General features: G+C 55.9%; 18 protein-coding genes. All 18 read left to right on the forward strand.

The annotated features are described in order from the left end of the window. Nucleotides 1–54: 54 nt before the first annotated feature. The 18 genes from GXN74_RS02935 to atpH all read left to right on the forward strand — a co-directional run bounded on the left by GXN74_RS02935 (nt 55) and on the right by atpH (nt 15,108). Complete coding sequence (locus GXN74_RS02935; protein WP_162369426.1) at nt 55–1,377, forward strand: histidine kinase N-terminal 7TM domain-containing protein; 1,323 nt, start codon at nt 55–57, stop codon at nt 1,375–1,377. Next, nucleotides 1,355–2,005: a response regulator transcription factor gene (locus GXN74_RS02940; protein ID WP_162369427.1), complete on the forward strand. Its 651-nt coding sequence runs from the start codon at nt 1,355–1,357 to the stop codon at nt 2,003–2,005. The genes GXN74_RS02935 and GXN74_RS02940 overlap by 23 nt, the downstream gene beginning before the upstream one ends. Before the next feature lie 25 nt (nt 2,006–2,030). Then, on the forward strand, nt 2,031–3,758 hold the full coding sequence (locus GXN74_RS02945) for a PAS domain-containing protein (RefSeq protein WP_162369428.1): 1,728 nt from the start codon (nt 2,031–2,033) through the stop codon (nt 3,756–3,758). A 353-nt stretch (nt 3,759–4,111) separates the two neighbouring features. Then, nucleotides 4,112–5,863 (forward strand): glycosyl hydrolase family 18 protein, encoded by a 1,752-nt coding sequence (locus GXN74_RS02950; protein ID WP_162369429.1) that lies wholly within the window; start codon nt 4,112–4,114, stop codon nt 5,861–5,863. A 3-nt stretch (nt 5,864–5,866) separates the two neighbouring features. After that, the gene (locus GXN74_RS02955) at nt 5,867–6,646 is read left to right on the forward strand and encodes a CPBP family intramembrane glutamic endopeptidase (RefSeq protein ID WP_162369430.1); all 780 of its coding nucleotides are present in this window, start codon (nt 5,867–5,869) and stop codon (nt 6,644–6,646) included. Continuing rightward, nucleotides 6,643–7,722 (forward strand): L-threonylcarbamoyladenylate synthase, encoded by a 1,080-nt coding sequence (locus GXN74_RS02960; RefSeq protein WP_212505686.1) that lies wholly within the window; start codon nt 6,643–6,645, stop codon nt 7,720–7,722. Before GXN74_RS02955 ends, GXN74_RS02960 begins: the two co-directional genes overlap by 4 nt. Before the next feature lie 12 nt (nt 7,723–7,734). Beyond that, nucleotides 7,735–8,172 carry a low molecular weight protein arginine phosphatase gene (locus GXN74_RS02965; protein ID WP_162369431.1) on the forward strand — a complete coding sequence of 146 codons (438 nt, stop codon included), beginning with the start codon at nt 7,735–7,737 and terminating at the stop codon, nt 8,170–8,172. Further along, the gene (rpiB, locus tag GXN74_RS02970; protein WP_162369432.1) at nt 8,169–8,615 is read left to right on the forward strand and encodes a ribose 5-phosphate isomerase B; all 447 of its coding nucleotides are present in this window, start codon (nt 8,169–8,171) and stop codon (nt 8,613–8,615) included. The genes GXN74_RS02965 and rpiB overlap by 4 nt, the downstream gene beginning before the upstream one ends. Nucleotides 8,616–8,632: 17 nt before the next feature. After that, nucleotides 8,633–9,262 (forward strand): uracil phosphoribosyltransferase, encoded by a 630-nt coding sequence (gene upp / locus GXN74_RS02975; RefSeq protein WP_162369433.1) that lies wholly within the window; start codon nt 8,633–8,635, stop codon nt 9,260–9,262. A 36-nt stretch (nt 9,263–9,298) separates the two neighbouring features. After that, entirely contained in the window at nt 9,299–10,366 is a 1,068-nt protein-coding gene (locus tag GXN74_RS02980) for an MraY family glycosyltransferase (RefSeq protein WP_343032785.1), read from the forward strand. Nucleotides 10,367–10,403: 37 nt separating this feature from the next. Next, a complete protein-coding gene (wecB, locus tag GXN74_RS02985) occupies nt 10,404–11,549 on the forward strand; it encodes a non-hydrolyzing UDP-N-acetylglucosamine 2-epimerase (protein ID WP_162369434.1) in 1,146 nt (381 codons plus the stop codon). Nucleotides 11,550–11,641: 92 nt separating this feature from the next. Then, complete coding sequence (locus GXN74_RS02990) at nt 11,642–11,899, forward strand: AtpZ/AtpI family protein (protein WP_162369435.1); 258 nt, start codon at nt 11,642–11,644, stop codon at nt 11,897–11,899. Then, nucleotides 11,877–12,311, forward strand: coding sequence for an ATP synthase subunit I (locus tag GXN74_RS02995; RefSeq protein WP_162369436.1), 435 nt, complete (start codon nt 11,877–11,879; stop codon nt 12,309–12,311). Before GXN74_RS02990 ends, GXN74_RS02995 begins: the two co-directional genes overlap by 23 nt. 36 nt (nt 12,312–12,347) lie before the next feature. Beyond that, nucleotides 12,348–13,067, forward strand: a complete 720-nt coding sequence (gene atpB, locus GXN74_RS03000; protein ID WP_162369437.1) for a F0F1 ATP synthase subunit A — start codon at nt 12,348–12,350, stop codon at nt 13,065–13,067. Between the two features lie 44 nt (nt 13,068–13,111). After that, nucleotides 13,112–13,621 carry an ATP synthase F0 subunit C gene (atpE, locus tag GXN74_RS03005; protein WP_162369438.1) on the forward strand — a complete coding sequence of 170 codons (510 nt, stop codon included), beginning with the start codon at nt 13,112–13,114 and terminating at the stop codon, nt 13,619–13,621. A 45-nt stretch (nt 13,622–13,666) separates the two neighbouring features. Then, nucleotides 13,667–13,951, forward strand: coding sequence for an ATP synthase F0 subunit C (gene atpE, locus GXN74_RS03010; protein WP_162369439.1), 285 nt, complete (start codon nt 13,667–13,669; stop codon nt 13,949–13,951). A 36-nt stretch (nt 13,952–13,987) separates the two neighbouring features. After that, nucleotides 13,988–14,557, forward strand: a complete 570-nt coding sequence (atpF, locus tag GXN74_RS03015) for a F0F1 ATP synthase subunit B (protein WP_162369440.1) — start codon at nt 13,988–13,990, stop codon at nt 14,555–14,557. After that, nucleotides 14,545–15,108 carry an ATP synthase F1 subunit delta gene (gene atpH / locus GXN74_RS03020; RefSeq protein WP_162369441.1) on the forward strand — a complete coding sequence of 188 codons (564 nt, stop codon included), beginning with the start codon at nt 14,545–14,547 and terminating at the stop codon, nt 15,106–15,108. Before atpF ends, atpH begins: the two co-directional genes overlap by 13 nt. Nucleotides 15,109–15,135: the final 27 nt, after the last annotated feature.

Consider the following 15,135-nt stretch of genomic DNA (forward strand, 5'->3'; position numbering starts at 1 on the left):
CAAGGAAATCCAGGGCAACGGTTTCCGGAAGATGCAGGACAAAGGAGTGGAGCAATGGAACAAATGCTGATGGCGGGATTCCTGCTGGCGTCCGCCACGCTGATCCTGTTTTTGATCTTATATGTGGCCACCCAGGCCAACAGGAGCCAGGTCACAACCACCTACGTGGTTCTCCAGGGTCTTGTGCTGGGATGGACCATCCTGCGCCTCCTGGAGGTTGTTGCGCCTGAAGGAGCCTTCCGGGAGGCGCTGTCTTTGATGCAATATGGGCCCATAGCTTTCATGGCGCCTGTTTTTTTGGTTTTTGCCTATGCGCACACGCTGAAATCCATGCCTAAGCTCCGCTGGATCCTGCTTTTGCTCGCAATGCCTTCCACAGTGTATGCCGGCATGTTGCTGGAGAAGGGGGAGGGTGTCTCCACCTGGATCATGTTGGGGACCTCCCTGCTGTGTTTTGGCCTTGGGAACAGTTTCTTTCTGGTTCCATCCTACAGCCTGCGTTCGCGGTACAAGAAACAGAACCTGTTGTTCGTGGTGGCGACCCTGCTTGTTCCCTTCTCCTATAGCATCTCGGCTGCGGATTTGTTTGAGATGGGAAAGTACACTCCGGTGATGGCACTTCCCCTGTCCCTGCTCTTGACCATGGTTGCCATCCTGAAGTACCAGTTCCTGGACCTGATGCCCCAGGCCATGGCCACCTTGCTGGAGACCATGGAGGAGGGCATGCTTGTGGTCAACGAGGGGGGGCGCATCATCGACTGCACCCCGGGGTTTTTCACCTTCCTCCCCGCCCTGTCCCAAGGGACCGGATACGGGCATTTCATCCAGCAGCTGCGCGGTGTTGCGGTGGACAAGCGTTCTGTCGACTCCCTATCCTATGCGGTGGATGCGGGGAGGGAAACCGTGCTTAACGGAGAAATACACATTCGGACGGAGCGTCGGGAGAAGACCCTCCGTTACACGGCAAAGGCGATTGCCGGACTGTATGGCAACAAGGCGGCCACCCTGGTCACCTTCTGGGATGTGACGTCCATGATCCAGCTTTCCAGAGACCTGGAAGACAAGAACCGTGCCATGGAAGAAGCGAACAAGCGTCTGCGGGGCCAGCTGGAGTCCATCCAAGCCTGGACGGTGGAAAAGGAGAGGAACAGGATCCTGCAGGAGTTCCATCATACCCTTGGCCATTCCATGGCAGAATTGCTGGCGTTGCTGGAAGTGGCGGAATTGCAGCTGCAAAGGGACGCCTGGGGGCCCTCTGCAAAGGAGGCGCTGGAGGCGGCAACGGACAGGGCCAGACAGGGACTGTCGGAAATCCGTATGTCGGTGGGCCATTATAAGAAGACGGAGGTTGGACATGATCAAGGTAATGGTGGTTGACGACCAGGTCCTGTTGCGGAAAACGTTGCTGTTCATGCTGGAACAGGATGAAGGCATATCGGTGGTGGATGGGGGCGGTGACGGCCTGGAGGCTGTCAGGAACTGCAAGCTCCACTGGCCGGATGTCGTGCTGATGGACCTGCGCATGCCCCATATGGACGGGAGGGAAGCCATGCGGCAGATAAAGGAGCTGTACCCTTCCATCAAGGTCCTGGTGCTCACTACTTTCGAGGACAAGGAAAGCATTTTGGAGTCGCTGGACCGTGGTGCGGATGGATATATCGTCAAGGACATCAAGCCGGAGGAATTGGTTCTGGCGGTCCGGGGCGCCTACCATGGCCTCAAGATTTTCCATGGGCATGTGCTGGAAACCCTGCGTTACGAACTCCATCAGTTGGGGAGCCGTCAGGAAAGCGGGGAAGGCATGGTGGAGCGGTTGGGGATCACTCCGCTGGAAGTGCAGATGATCGGAATGATTGTGGACGGGAAGAGCAACAAGGAGATTGCCGATGCGCTGGGCTTCACGGAGGGCACCATCAAGAACAAGGTTTCGAAACTCCTCGGAAAGTTGGATTTGAAGGACCGCATGCAGATTGCCGTGTTCGCCATCAACCATGACCTTTTTTAACCCCGCATAACGGAAGGTGGTGTCCATGGAGCATTTGCTGTTTTTCAAGATGGCTGGCTATGTCTGCGGCTTCCTTTTTTTTGCGGGTTTGGGCTTCATGATCCACCTCAGGTCGGTCAGGGACCGGTACATGACCTACTTTTTTGACGTCCAACTGGTCATCGGCATTTGGACCATCGGAACCCTGCTGAACGACTTGGAGCTGGAGTCTGAGTTGCACCTGGTGCTTCAGGAAATCCGGATGCTGGGAATCCTTTTCTTTCCGGTGGCCTTGTTTCTCTTCACCCGGTACTATCGCTTTGGGAATTCCCTGGGGTGGATGCAGATGGTCCTGTTGCATCTGGGGGCTGCGCTGCTGTTCGGGGTCCATATGGTGGGTGTCCTGACGGAGGCGGATGTCTTGGGGACGGGCTTCTTGGTGTTGTCCCTTGCGTATGCATATGGCCTGTTGTTTCTTGCGTTCAGGCATCTGGTCCTGAAGATCCGGACGAATGAGGGGCATCGTTTTGGACGATGGGTGCTGGTCGGGACATTCCTGCTGGTCATGGGCTACGGGAGCGGAGTCCTGGGGGGATGGATTCCGTCTGGATGGGACTATACGCCGCTGGCCGTCAACGGGTGGGTGTTCATGATGGGTGCCATGGCCTACAGCAACAATACCTTCGATGTGCAGAAGATATCCAGAAGGAAAATCATGGAAAGCATGCAGGAGGGTGTCCTGTTGCTGGACCAGGATGCCCGGATCGTCGGACTGAATCCGGCCATGGAGGCGGCCATGCAGGGCCTGGGCATATTGAAGGTCCACACCAAGGTGGAAGATTTCTTCGTCATGGTGCGGAACGGCTTTTTTGAAGGGGACTCCTTGGAGCGCCTGTACGGAGCCATTGTCAGGGGCACGCAAAGCAGCGGCTCACTGGAACTGGAGACATCGGGCAAAGGACGTAAACGCTACATCCAATGGCAGGTGCGGCAGGTGCGGAACAGGAAGGGAAGGGTGTTGGGGACGGTGTTCAGCATGAAGGACATCACAGCCAGCAAAGTCCTGCTGTTGGAACTGGAGGAGAAGAACTTTTCCTTGGCCCAAATCAACGAGGCGCTGGAAGGGAGCCTTCTGGTAAAGGAGAAACTGGCGGTTGAAAAGGAGCGGCACAGGATATCAAAAGAGGTGCATGACATCTTGGGGCACTCCATCATCCTGGTGATTTCCTTGTTGGAGGCGGCGAAGAAGGACAGGAAGACGGCGCAGGTGAAGGTGGAGCAGAGCATGGAAATCGCAAGGAACGGCCTGCTGGAATTGAAGCGTTCCTTGCAAGGCCGTGTCCGTTCGACAATTCCGGGGAAATCCCTGAAGGAAGCCATGGAGAAGATGATGGAGGAATTCAAGGTTTCAGGCATACAGGTCCGGTTGGTGGCCCATGGCCTGGAGAATTCCGTGTCCGGAAAGGCGGAAGAGGCGTTGCTGCGGATCTTGAAGGAAGCCATGACGAATGCGCTGAAGCACGGGGAAGCCAGCGAGATGGCCATCGCCCTCCGTTTGTCCCCCCTGCGGGCGGAGCTGGTGGTGGTGGACAATGGACGTGGATGCGAGCAACTGGAATTCGGCAATGGGTTGCAGGGGATGGCGGCCCGGGCCCGGGAACTGGGAGGAAGCTTCCAGTGCGGCTCGCCGGAAGGGAAGGGCTTTCATATCCATGCGGCCCTTCCGATGCACACGTTCGGCGATGATGATGACCAGGGTCACCGGAAAGGATGACTCCGGTCACTTTCCATAAGGATGCCCTGGTCGTATAATGGAAATATGAAAGGACAGGTCCCTGGCAGCTGCCCCAAGGTGCTGGGAGGTGTCCAATCTATTCCCTACTTCGGACCGTTTGCAGCGGTCTTTTGTTTTACGACGGAAAGCGTGGCCTGCCACGCTTTTTTTTTGTACACGAGCGTCCTGCTTGAGGAAATGCAGGTGGAACTTCCGCATTCCCGTCAAGGATACTTGAGAGGTATCCGCAAAATGGCTTGCGTATCCCCTTTGTGCAATTTCATGTGCGCAAAGGTCTGTAATGTGTTAAACTAAAGGATATGAAGTTGCCAGGAAAATGTGGAGGGGTTGCGATGAAGCGGATCGGGAAGATTGTTTTGGCCGTATTTCTGGCTGTCCTATTGACGGCGCTCTTGGGGGGACTTTTATTGGTGCTGGGCAACCGTGCAGGTGTGGGGGTCGCCCGGGCGATCGTAGCGCGGATTCCCAGCATCAGGACCGCCGAACCGTCCCAGCTGTTGCCTTTGGATCGGGAAGAAGGGCTCAATGTCCTGTACGAAGGGGAAGTTCTGGAATTGGAAGATCCGCCGGTGTTTCACGAAGGGCAGATCCATTTGCCATATGCCTTTGTGAAAGACTATGTGAACGACCAATTCTTCTACGATCCGGACGAACAGGTCCTAAGCTACACCACCTATAGGGATGTGTTGCGGATGGGGGAGGGGGAAACTTCCTACAGGTTCAACGGGGAGACCCGCTCCCTGGAATCACCGGTCGTCGAATTGTCCCCAGGAAGGCTCCATCTCCCCATGGACCTGGTGGAAACCTATGCGGACCATGGGATGGAATATAAAGAAGAGCTGAACGTGCTGGTTGTGGAAAACCCGACGGAGACAGGGACCCGTGCCAGGATTGCAGGGTGGCTTCCGGGAGCGGCTTTGCGCGTCAGGGACAACCACAAGTCGGCCTACTACAGGATGTTGAAGAGAGGGGAGACTGTCTGGATCCACTGGGAAGAAGGGGAATGGGTGCGGATCACCACAGAGGAAGGCCTGGCCGGCTATGTGAAGGCAGGGTCCTTGGGAAAAAGGGAAGAGGTGCCGGCGGTACCGACGAAATTGGACCAGCCGGATCCGGAACCCTTGAAGGATTTCGACGGGAAATTGAACCTGACCTGGCACCAGGTGACGACCTTGGCCGCAAACCGGAATGTGGAGGCGGCCTTCCAGAATGTGCGGGGAGTGAACGTGGTTTCCCCGACATGGTTTGAGATTGCCGATGAGGCGGGAACCGTCAAGAGCATTGCGGACCCGTCCTATGTGGAATGGGCCCATGCCCGGGGAATGCAGGTTTGGGCCCTGTTCAGCAACGCATTCAACAGCAGCCGGACCCATGAGGTCTTGAAAAGCACGGCCAAACGGGAATTTGTGGTGGAGCAGATTCTGGAATACGTCCGCAGGTATGGTCTGGACGGGATCAACATCGACTTCGAGAGCGTTGCGGTTGCCGACGGACCCTACTATGTGCAGTTCGTCAAAGAACTGGCCATCCCTTTGCGCAAGGAAGGGGTGGTTGTGTCCGTGGACATGTATGTCCCCTCCCCTTGGAGCGTACATTACGGAAGGGAAGAGATTGGCAAGTACATCGATTACCTGATCATCATGGGGTACGACGAGCATTACAGCGGTTCGGAAAAGAGCGGCTCCGTGGCATCCATTGGATTTGTGGACAAAGGGGTGCGGGAAACATTGCTGGAGGTCCCCAAAGAGAAGGTGGTGCTGGGAGTGCCGTTTTACGCCAGGCTCTGGAAGGAGACAGGAGAAGGGGAAGCGATGACCCGTTCTTCCCAGGCGCTGGGGATGAATGCCATCCAGACCATCCTGGGACAAAGAGGCGTAGTGCCCTTTTGGGACGAGGAGACAGGGCAATACTATGCGGAGTATCAGGCGGAGGGAGCAACCTACAAGATTTGGGTGGAAGACCTGCGCTCCTTGGAGGAAAAAATGAAACTGGTGCAGGCGTACGGCCTGGCGGGGGCGGCTTCCTGGAAGCTGGGTCTGGAGAACCGCGGGGTATGGGATGTCCTGTCCCAATATTTGGAGTGACCGATGGGAAAAGTGAAAAACATTCTGGAAGGTGCGCTGTACGTGGCCATCGTGCTGTTGGTTCAAAAAATCGCATATTATGGTGTCTATCTGCTGGCTCTGGTTGGAGGACGGGAGGACATGGAATGGGGCCCAGGCCATTCCGTTCTGGTCCAATGCATGGTCCTTCTGGTTCTGGGACTTGTGCGGTGGGTGGTTTGGGAACGGAACATGGAACCTTTCCAGGTACGCAGGACATCGGCAAGGAACTTGCTGGTAGGCGCATGGCTGGGAGTGGGGCTGGTGCTCCTCCTGCAGGGCGCCGCAAATCTGGCGGGGAGATTCTCGTCCCTGGAACTGTCCGTAGTGCAGCCGGAGGTGTTCCAGGCATATCCGTTGGCATGGTGGTTGCTTGGAATTGGAGTCGTGGTCCCCATTGTGGAAGAAATGATTTACAGGGGGTTCTTCCAGCACCATTTCCTGCGCGGGTTCGGGGCCGCAACTGCTGTACTGGCCCAGGGGCTGCTCTTTGCGGTCGGACACAAGAACCTTCTGCAGGGGGTCCTGGTTTTTCCCATGGCCCTGTTGCACGGGCTGCTCGTCTGGAAGACGGGATCCCTATTGCCGGCCATGGTCTCCCATGTCACCTTCAACGTGGTGGTCCTGCTGATGATGGCGCTGCAGATGGATGTCCAGAACATCGGCCAATTGGGTGTCGTCTTTCTTGGAGGGGTGTTCATGGTCTACACGGGGTTGCGCTTGATGGATACGGAGGAACCGAAGAGGGAAGGTGGTCTGCAATGAATACGAAAATAATACATCTTTCGCCGGAGAAGACAGGAATTGCCATGGAGGACCTTTTGGAAATCCATGGCAATGATTTCGATGAGGCGGCCGCGGTCTTGCGCGGGGGAGGATTGGTGGCGTTTCCAACGGAAACGGTCTATGGGATTGGGGCGAACGCCTTGGATGGGGAAGCTATCGGTAAAGTGTATGCTGCCAAAGGAAGGCCCTCGGACAATCCCCTGATCGTCCATATCGGCCGGAAAGAGCAGCTGACGCTGTATGCCACAGGAATATCGGAAAAGGCGATGCGTCTGGTGGACCGGTTTTGGCCGGGGCCCCTGACCCTCGTGTTCAAGAAACGGGAGAGCATCCCGGCGGCCACCTCCGGCGGATTGGATACGGTGGCTGTACGGATGCCTTCCCATCCCATCGCGCTGGAACTGATCCAAAAGGCAGGGGTGCCGGTGGCTGCCCCCAGCGCCAACGTGTCGGGCAGGCCAAGCCCCACCCTGGGGGAGCATGTCATTGAAGACCTCTCCGGAAGGGTGGATGTGATCATCGACGGAGGAAGCGCGCGGATTGGGCTGGAATCCACGGTGGTGGACATGACCGGGGAGATTCCCGTGGTCCTTCGTCCCGGCGGCGTCACCGTAAGCATGCTGGAACACGTCGTCGGTCCCGTGGAAGTGGATCCGACGGTATTTGAGAACGGGGAACATCTCCTGCCCAGGGCCCCAGGAATGAAATACAAGCACTATGCGCCCAAGGGACAAATGGAGATCGTGCTGGGGGATCCGGACCGGGTGGCGGCTTACATCAAGGAACAGTTGGAGCGCAGGAGAATGGAGGGGAAAAGGGCCGGCGTCATCGCCAGTGCGGAAACGGCCAACCTGTACGGGGATGCCGTGGTGTTGGCGGTTGGGAGTGGAGCACGGCCGGAGGAGGTTGCCGCCAACCTGTTCAAGGTGCTTCGGGACATGGATGGCCTGCAGATAGAGCACATCTATTCCGAAGGGTTTTCCAGCGAAGACTTGGGCCTGGCTACCATGAACCGGCTGATGAAGGCGGCGGGAAACCGGGTCGTACATGTGTAAGGATGGTGGAGGATGGATCGGATCATATTCGTGTGCACAGGCAACACTTGCAGGAGCCCCATGGCCGAAGGGCTGTTCAAAAAAATTATTCCGGAATTCGAAGGCGTTGTCCTTTCCAGAGGGCTGGCTGGAGCGAATGGCATGCCTCCAAGCCCCCAGGCGGTCGAAATCATGAAAGAATATGACATACATATTGAAAAGCATAGGTCAAAAATGATAGAATATAGTGATTTGTCAAAAGATACGCTGATCCTGGCCATGACCAGGACCCATCAAAAGGTGCTGGAAACGGCGTTCCCAGAATATCGAAGCCAAATCAGAACCCTGCTCCCGTTTGCAGGAGGAACTGGGGACGTTCCGGATCCGTACGGAGGATCCCTGGAGACATACCGGACATGCGCCGGCATGCTCCAGGCAACCATCATGAACATAAGGAGGAAAGTGCTATGATAGCAGTCGCATCGGACCATGGAGGATTTGATTTGAAACAGGAGGTTATGGCCTTCTTGGAGGAAAAGGGCTATGAGTACAAGGATTTCGGCTGCTACGACAAGAAGTCGGTCGATTATCCGGATTATGCCCGCACCGTTGCGGACAAGGTGCTCTCCAAAGAAGCCGAATTCGGCATCCTGATCTGCGGGACGGGCATCGGCATTTCCATTGCCGCAAACCGCATCCCCGGCATCCGGGCGGCCCTTTGCAGCGAATGCTTTTCCGCCCAGGCCACCCGGGAGCACAACAATGCCAACATTCTGGCGTTGGGGGGCAGGACCGTGGGGCCGGAAGTGGCCAAGAAGATTGTGGAAACCTTTTTGGAGACGCCCTTTTCCCAGGACGAGAGGCACCAGAGGAGAATCGACGGCATAGAAGGAAAGGCAAGCGGACAGCAATAGACAAAGGAGGAAGCGCCATGTCGAACATTCATGTAATGGACCATCCGTTGATCCAACATAAAATCGGGGTCTTGCGGAAGGTGGAAACGGGATCCAAAGAATTCAGGGAACTGGTGTCCGAAATCGGCATGCTCATGTGCTATGAGGCGACCAGGAACCTGCCGTTGGAAGATGTGGAAATCGAGACACCTGTAGCAAAAACGACAGCCAAGCAGATTGCAGGCAAGACATTGGGGATTGTCCCCATCCTCCGTGCCGGATTGGGGATGGTGGACGCCATGCTGCAGCTGGTGCCTACGGCGAAAGTAGGCCACATCGGCCTTTACAGGGATCCGGATACATTGAATCCGGTGGAGTACTATTGCAAGCTGCCTTACGACGTATCGGAACGGGATATTTTTGTTTTGGACCCCATGCTGGCGACGGGGGGGTCCGCATCGGAAGCCATCCAGTTCCTGAAGGACAAGGGTGTCACCAGAATCCACTTCCTATGCCTGATTGCAGCACCGGAAGGGGTGGAACGGGTGCGGAAGGACCATCCGGATGTGGAGATGTACATTGGAGCATTGGATGAAAAATTGAATGACCACGGCTATATCGTCCCAGGTTTGGGGGATGCCGGCGACAGGTTGTTCGGAACGAAATAGTCGGGAGAGGATCTCCCCGACAGGAGGATTTTTGCAGTGGAAATTATAAAAGGAATCCAGGCGCCATGGGTATATATCGGGGCCTTTCTCATGGCTTTTTCCATAACGGCATTGATGACGCCGGTCAGCAAGCTCATCGCCTACAAAGTGGGGGCCATCGATGAGCCAAAGGCTAGAGGAATGCACTCCAAGACAATGCCCTTGGGTGGTGGCACGGCAATCTACTTCGGTTTCATCGTCACCGTGCTGGTGCTGCTGCCATTCATCGGAAATTACGACCTGAAGCAGCTGGTCGGCCTCATTGCGGGAGCCACCATCATCACTACGGTTGGGCTGCTGGACGACATCTATGACTTGTCCCCCAGGATCCGTGTTTTTTTCCAGGTGCTTGCGGCGTTGATCGTCATCTTTACGGGGACGGCCTTTGATTTGGTCTCGGTTCCTTTCGTGCCCGGAGGGATTGTCCATCTGGGGAATATCGGGAAGTTCATAACCGTCATCTGGATCATCGGTGTGACCAATGCGGTCAACCTGATCGATGGACTGGATGGTCTGGCCGCAGGGGTTGCCTCCATCGCATCCCTGAGCCTGATGGTCATTTCCATCCTGTTCGGGGAACCGGCAGTGGCGGGAATCGGCATACTGCTGACGGCGACCCTGGCAGGATCCTGCATCGGATTCCTGCCCCACAATTTCAACCCGGCCACCATTTTCATGGGGGATACGGGATCCACATTCCTCGGATTCACCCTGGCGGTGATTTCCATCCAGGGACTTTTGAAGACATATACGGCCATTACGGTGGTTATTGCAGCAGTAGTTCTTGGGTTGCCCATCTTCGACACCTTTTTCGCCATAGCCCGGAGGGTCGCAAACAAAAGACCCATTTCCCAGGGAGACCGGGGACACCTGCACCACCGCCTGGTGGACAAGGGGATGAGCCACCGAAGGGCGGTCCTGACCCTGTATGGTGTCAGTGCCGGCTTCGGCATCGCGGGAATCCTGGTGGCGATGGGAGACCTGCTGTTTGCCGTATTGGTGGTCATCCTGATGCTGGCGATCTGGTTCCTGGACCTTCTGGTCTCCAGGATGCGGAGAAAGTGAACGGAAGCAAGGGGAGAATAGGACGGGAGGTAGCGATATGGGAATCAAGGTGCTGAGCATTTTTGGAACACGGCCGGAGGCCATCAAGATGGGGCCGGTGGTCAAAGCGGTTGCGGCTGCGGAAGGTTTGGAGAGCCTTGTCTGTGTCACAGCCCAGCATCGTGAGATGCTGGACCAGGTGCTGGAGGTTTTCGACATCCAGCCGGACCATGACCTGGACATCATGCAACAGGGACAGACGTTGACCGGAATCACCATCCGGGCCCTGCAGGGACTGGAGGATGTGCTGAAGGAGGTGGGTCCGGACCTGGTTCTGGTCCATGGCGACACCACCACCACTTTTGCCGGATCACTGGCCGCCTTTTACCAGCAGATTCCGGTGGGGCATGTGGAGGCGGGACTGCGGACCTATGACAAGTACCAGCCGTTTCCGGAGGAAATGAACCGGAAGATGACCGGTGTGATGGCGGATTTCCATTTCGCCCCTACGGAAACCGCTAAAAGGCATCTTCTGCTGGAGGGGGTTCCGGAGAACCAGATTTTCGTCACAGGGAATACGGTCATCGACGCGCTCCAGTCCACAGTGGACCCCCACTACCGTTTCACGGTGGAAGCGCTGAACGGAGTGGACTACCGTCATAAAAAAGTCATTGTCATGACCGCCCACAGAAGGGAAAACATCGGTGAACCGCTGGAAAACATCTGCAGGGCCGTCCGTAGGATTGTGGAGGCCCATGAGGATGTGGTGGTGGTCTACGCGGTGCATTTGAATCCCCTGGTCCAGGAGACGGCAAGGAAACACCTGGGAGGGCATGACAGGATCCTGCTGCTGGAGCCTTTGGAATTGAAGGACATGCACAACCTGATGGCTCGGTGCCACCTGGTCCTGACAGATTCCGGGGGCCTCCAGGAAGAGGTCCCCTCCCTGGGGAAGCCGGTTCTGGTGTTGCGGAACGTGACGGAACGACCGGAGGGGGTGGAGGCAGGAACCTTGAAGCTGGCGGGAACGGAAGAGGAGCGGGTCTATGCCCTGACGGAGGAGCTGTTGACGGATCCGCTGGCGTACAGCAGTATGGCCACAGCCGCCAATCCCTATGGGGACGGGAAGGCTTCCATTCGGATTGCCCAGATCATCCGGACCCATATGGAAGAGGGAAGAAAGTTGCATTTTGATGCAAAATAGTTAATCTATTCACAAGCAGTGTATGGACATCCGTACATAATCATTGTATAATGCAGTGGTGAAGCAGTGGTAAACAACACCCTGGAGGGCATATGGGGAAATGGAACGGCAAGACCTTGCAGTATCTCGGGCTTTTGAGCCAGGTAGGATTTCTGATGGCAACACCCATCATCGGCAGCATCCTGTTCGGAGCGTTTCTGGACAGGAAATTCGGGACGGGTGTGCTTTTTCTTGGGATTTTTACCGTACTGGGAGTTGGCGCCGCGTTCAGGAACTTGTATGTCCTGATGAACAAACAGGATTTGGCACGGAAAAAGGAGACCGGTAATGACAAGAAAAAAGAGGACTGAAGTCTCCCTTTCGCTGAAAGCCCTGGCCATCACCGCGGCTGTCGGCCTGCCGGGCATCTTTTTGGTCCGGTCGCCCCAAGCCTTTGTCCTGGGGCTTCTGTTGGGCGTCGCGTTCACCATAGGGAAGATCTGGATGATGGGGTCCACTTTCCAGAAGGCGGTGCGGAAGCATCCGGTGGGTGCCAGGAATTATGTCCGGGCCCAGTATTTCCTGCGCTACCTGCTGACCCTTCTCCTACTGGTCGTTGCCGCTCTGGAGCCCGGAATCCATGTGGCAGGCGTGGCCGTCGGTTTGCTTTCCCTGAAGGGAGCGGCATATTGGCAGGCCATGCGGATGCGGCTTTCCCCCAAAGATGGTTCCGTGAAGTTCCAGGTTTGGGAGGAGGAGGACGAGGAGAATTCTGATTTTTAGCCTTTGACAGTTTTAGAGAAAGGAGATGGATAGTGTATGGATTTTTCGATTCATGTGGCCAAGGTGCTGCAGATCGGTGGTTTGGAAATCTGGATCACCGAATCCATGGTCAATTCCTGGATCATTGCCGGGATACTGATCCTTCTGGCCCTGTTTGTCAGAAGCAAGATGCGTGACCCCGAAAAGGTTCCCACGGGCATCCAGAACGTGGTGGAGCTTCTGGTGGACACCCTGGACAACTTTTCCGAGTCTACCATGGGAAAGCACGGCAGGAAATTTTCATCGTTTTACGCGGGGCTCTTCATCTACATCCTGTTGAGCAACCTGTCGGGATTGTTCCTGGGGCCCAACTGGAATCCGGAGTTCCCCCTGCCGGTCAACTTCATGCGTCCTCCGACGGCGGACGTGGCGGTTACCTTCGCCTTGGCGTTGATCACCTTTTTCATGACCCAGGGTTTCGGGATCAAGAGCAAAGGGGTGTTCAAATGGATGAAGGACATGACGGAGCCCATGGTCCTGCTGACGCCTTTGAACATCATAGGCGAGCTGGCCAATCCGGTTTCGTTGAGTTTCCGTCTGTTCGGCAACATCTTGGGGGGTACCATCATCATGGGCCTCTACTACAATCTGCCGTGGCCGGCCCTGGTGGGCATCCCGGTAGTCCTGCACGGCTATTTCGACATTTTTGCAGGCGTGCTGCAAAGCTTCATTTTCGTCATGCTGAGCATGACCTTCGTATCCAGTGCGATGGATTAGGAAGTGCAATTTTTTGAAGGAAGCAAGGAAAAGGAGGAACTTCTATGGATGAATTGACAGGGAAGGCGTTGATCCTGGGCATGTCCGCAATAGGTGCGGGTCTTGCCATGATCGCCGGCATCGGACCGGGCGTAGGCCAGGGATTCGCCGCCGGCAAGGCGACGGAAGCCGTAGGCAACAACCGGGAACATGGCGGCAAGCCGGCGACCTTGGTGATGCTGCTGGGAGCCGCGGTTGCGGAAACGTCGGGCATTTTCTCGCTGGTGGTGGCGATCGTCATGCTATTCGCCAATCCGCTGGTGACAAGGGAAGGCGCGTTCATCGTGCTGGGCGCCAGCGCGCTGGGAGCGGGCCTTGCCATGATAGCGGGTATGGGACCGGCCATCGGACAGGGTTATGCGGCAGGTAAAGCCGCGGAAGCGGTGGGAAAACGCCCCAAGCTGCAAAGCTCCGTCGTCAGGACCATGCTTTTGGGACAGGCTGTGGCGCAGACCACAGGAATTTACGCCCTCATCATCGCCCTGATTCTATTGTTTGTCAATGTCTGGGCTTAGGATACGAAAAAAAAACACTCAACCGGATTTAAGGAGGATCTTTCTATGGAACAAATTGATGGAAAAGCGTTGATTTTAGCATGTTCAGCAATCGGAGCGGGCCTTGCCATGATCGCCGGAATCGGACCTGGTATCGGCCAGGGATATGCGGCAGGTAAAGGTGCGGAAGCGGTTGGCAGGCAGCCGGAAGCACAGGCGGATGTGGTGCGTACCATGCTGCTGGGAGCTGCGGTCGCCGAGACGACCGGTATCTACGGTCTGATTGTGGCGATCATCCTGTTGTTTGCAAATCCTTTGATCACAAGATACATGGACCTGATCGGGCAGTAATGGCTCCCAACCCATTGTGAAAGGAGGAGAGAAACCGTGATAGCTGCAAGTAGCGCGGCCAGCGGACTTTTCGCTAGCCAGATGTTCCTGGAAGCCAGGATCCTTGCCTTCGACGGCCAGTTGCTGGTACAGATGGCCCTGCATATGGTTACGGTGTTGATCCTGTTCTACGTGCTGGCAAGACTGTTGTTCAATCCAGTAAGGAACATTTTGACCAAACGCCGTGAGGAAATTGCCGGAGAGTACGACCGCATAGCGAAAGAGACCGAAGAAGCAAGGTCCGTGCAGGAAGAATATGAGACAAGGTTGAAAAAGATCAACCAGGAAGCGGATGAAGTCCTCGCACAGGCCAGGAAGAAGTCCATGGCAAGGGACGATGAAATGATGAAAGCCGCCAGGGAAGAGGCAGACCGGATGTTGCAGAGGGCCCGGTTGGATATCGAAAGGGAAAAAGCCCAGTTTGCAGACGATATCCGAAGAGAAATCATCGATGTTGCGACCGTTATGGCAAGCAAATTCGTTGCAGTGTCCATCGATGAGGATACGAAAGCAAAGCTCTTCAAGAATACGCTGGATGAAATCGAGGAAGTCGAATGGTTGAGATGATCGCCAAAAGATACGGCGGTGCCTTGTTTGCGCTTGCCAAAGAAGAAGGCACCTTGAATGCATTGTACAAGGAGGTTTCCCATCTGCAGCAGCTCCTGGAGACGGAGAAGGACTTGGTTGTCGTCCTGAACCATCCCAACATTTCCATCGGAGAGAAGGTGTCCATGATGGAGTCCATTTTCCAGGAGGAATTGAGCAAGAAACTGATGGGGTTGCTGGTGATTGTGCTGCAACAGTCCAGACAGCAGAACCTGCCGGAAATCCTGGAACACGTCCAGGAGAGCATCAAAGAGGACACTGGGATCAGGACGGTCCAGGTGACTACCGCGGAAGAGCTCGGTGGCGGGGAACTGAAGGTGCTGAAGGAAAAACTGACCCGCTCCACAGGCAAAACGATCGAGATCGTCAATATCGTAGACAAGGAAATTCTAGGGGGCATGGTAATCCGTATTGGTGACCGTGTCATGGATACAAGCGTGCGAAGCCAGCTGCACAGCATGTCCCGGGTCCTGCAGGATCCGGAACTGGCGGAGTTCGAAAGGGTGCGTTGAAAGCAACCGAGCGCCCAGTTGGGATGA

Origin of the sequence: Anaerotalea alkaliphila (assembly GCF_010179735.1) — a bacterium.
Taxonomy (GTDB): domain Bacteria; phylum Bacillota; class Clostridia; order Lachnospirales; family Vallitaleaceae; genus Anaerotalea; species Anaerotalea alkaliphila.